We start from the raw sequence: 2,823 nt of genomic DNA, 5'->3' as shown, positions 1-2,823 counted from the left end.
AGAAACCCGATCGTAGTCCGGATCGCAGTCTGCAACTCGACTGCGTGAAGTCGGAATCGCTAGTAATCGCGGATCAGCATGTCGCGGTGAATACGTTCCCGGGTCTTGTACACACCGCCCGTCACACCATGGGAGTGGGTTTTACCAGAAGTAGTTAGCCTAACCGCAAGGGGGGCGATTACCACGGTAGGATTCATGACTGGGGTGAAGTCGTAACAAGGTAGCCGTATCGGAAGGTGCGGCTGGATCACCTCCTTTAAGAGCTTAGCTGTATTGCTTAAGTGTCCACGCTTATCGGTTGTTTGTATGTGTAGCCGGGATCGGTTGTGAGCGCGGGTTGAGGGGGCAGACACCTCCCTGGGCTGCGATCGGTAGACTGCTGATCCGAAGAGGGTTTTTGGGTCTGTAGCTCAGTCGGTTAGAGCACCGTCTTGATAAGGCGGGGGTCGTTGGTTCGAATCCAACCAGACCCACCAGGTATCGCGATGCGGGGGGTTGTTGCCGTGTTGGGGTATGGGGGTGTAGCTCAGCTGGGAGAGCGCCTGCTTTGCAAGCAGGATGTCATCGGTTCGATCCCGTTCACCTCCACCATTGAAGCAGAAGTCAGTGCATAGGGCTGAGTGGTTCAGTCTTATGCATTGGGTTTTGTCCCGATGAAGCTATACATGTTCTTTAACAATTAGGAAGAAGCACAACGAAAGTGTGCATGAAGTAGTCGGCTGCGGCCGATGAACCATGGGCACGGGTTGTGATTGCATTAGATTTGTTCCAAGTCTCAAGGTCTGATCAAGGAATTGATTGGGCTGCTTTGAAACTTATGAACGGCACAAACGCGAAACATATCAGCGTCCTATAAGACGGTAGTGTTATAGGATCAAGCGACTAAGTGCATATGGTGGATGCCTTGGCGATCACAGGCGAAGAAGGACGTGGTAGCCTGCGAAAAGCTGCGGGGAGCTGGCAAACAAGCTTTGATCCGCAGATGTCCGAATGGGGAAACCCACCGCTGTAAGGCGGTATCCCTGGCTGAATACATAGGCCAGAGGAAGCGAACCGGGTGAACTGAAACATCTCAGTAACTCGAGGAAAAGACATCAACCGAGATTCCGAAAGTAGTGGCGAGCGAAATCGGAAGAGCCTTTACGATTTAGCAGATCAGGTAGTCGAACGGAATGGAAAGTCCGGCCGTAGCAGGTGATAGCCCTGTAGACGAAATCTGGTTTGTGGAACTAGGCGTAAGAGAAGTAGGGCGGGACACGTGAAATCCTGTCTGAAGATGGGGGGACCATCCTCCAAGGCTAAATACTCGTGATCGACCGATAGTGAACCAGTACCGTGAGGGAAAGGCGAAAAGAACCCCGGAAGGGGAGTGAAATAGATCCTGAAACCGTATGCATACAAACAGTCGGAGCCTCTTTATGGGGTGACGGCGTACCTTTTGTATAATGGGTCAGCGACTTACATTCAGTGGCGAGCTTAACCGAATAGGGAAGGCGTAGCGAAAGCGAGTCCGAATAGGGCGAATCAGTCGCTGGGTGTAGACCCGAAACCAGATGATCTACCCATGGCCAGGTTGAAGGCACGGTAACACGTGCTGGAGGACCGAACCCACTAGTGTTGAAAAACTAGGGGATGAGCTGTGGATAGGGGTGAAAGGCTAAACAAATCTGGAAATAGCTGGTTCTCTCCGAAAACTATTTAGGTAGTGCCTCAAGTATGACTGCGGGGGGTAGAGCACTGTTATGGCTAGGGGGTCATGGCGACTTACCAAACCATGGCAAACTCCGAATACCCGCAAGTCCAGCTTGGGAGACAGAGCACCGGGTGCTAACGTCCGGACTCAAGAGGGAAACAACCCAGACCGCCAGCTAAGGTCCCGAATTATCGCTAAGTGGGAAACGAAGTGGGAAGGCATAGACAGTCAGGAGGTTGGCTTAGAAGCAGCCATCCTTTAAAGAAAGCGTAATAGCTCACTGATCGAGTCGTCCTGCGCGGAAGATGTAACGGGGCTCAAGCGATAAACCGAAGCTGCGGGTGTGTACTTTGTACACGCGGTAGGAGAGCGTTCTGTAAGCCTGCGAAGGTGGCTTGTAAAGGCTGCTGGAGGTATCAGAAGTGCGAATGCTGACATGAGTAGCGATAAAGGGGGTGAAAAGCCCCCTCGCCGTAAGTCCAAGGTTTCCTGCGCAACGTTCATCGGCGCAGGGTGAGTCGGCCCCTAAGGCGAGGCAGAGATGCGTAGCTGATGGGAAGCGGGTTAATATTCCCGCACCGTCGTACAGTGCGATGGGGGGACGGATCGCGGAAGGTCATCAGGGTGTTGGAAGTCCCTGTTGCTGCATTAGAGAAGGCGCTTTAGGCAAATCCGGGCGCGTGATTCAAGGGTGCGGCACGAGCAGACATGTTCTGCGAAGTGATTGGAAGTGGTTCCAAGAAAAGCCTCTAAGCTTCAGCTGTACGAGACCGTACCGCAAACCGACACAGGTGGACGGGATGAATATTCCAAGGCGCTTGAGAGAACTCAGGAGAAGGAACTCGGCAAATTGATACCGTAACTTCGGGAGAAGGTATACCCCGGTAGGGTGAGGCGCCTGCGCGCCGAGCTCGATGGGGTCGCAGAGAATCGGTGGCTGCGACTGTTTATTAAAAACACAGCACTCTGCCAAGACGAAAGTCGACGTATAGGGTGTGACGCCTGCCCGGTGCCGGAAGGTTAAGTGATGGGGTGCAAGCTCTTGATCGAAGCCCCGGTAAACGGCGGCCGTAACTATAACGGTCCTAAGGTAGCGAAATTCCTTGTCGGGTAAGTTCCGACCTGCACGA

General features: G+C 53.2%; 2 tRNA genes and 2 rRNA genes. All 4 read left to right on the top strand.

What is annotated here, in order from left to right:
* Window positions 1-258: ribosomal RNA gene (locus LPZ50_RS23840) — 16S ribosomal RNA — on the top strand; the annotation flags it as partial.
* A 141-nt stretch (window positions 259-399) separates the two neighbouring features.
* Window positions 400-476, top strand: a tRNA-Ile gene (locus tag LPZ50_RS23835).
* A gap of 39 nt (window positions 477-515) precedes the next feature.
* A tRNA-Ala gene (locus LPZ50_RS23830) sits at window positions 516-591 on the top strand.
* Window positions 592-872: 281 nt separating this feature from the next.
* Window positions 873-2,823 (top strand): 23S ribosomal RNA (locus LPZ50_RS23825); the annotation flags it as partial.

Source organism: Bordetella petrii (assembly GCF_020991325.1).
Classification (GTDB): domain Bacteria; phylum Pseudomonadota; class Gammaproteobacteria; order Burkholderiales; family Burkholderiaceae_B; genus Bordetella_A; species Bordetella_A petrii_E.
This window is presented reverse-complemented; position numbering and strand designations above follow the sequence as displayed.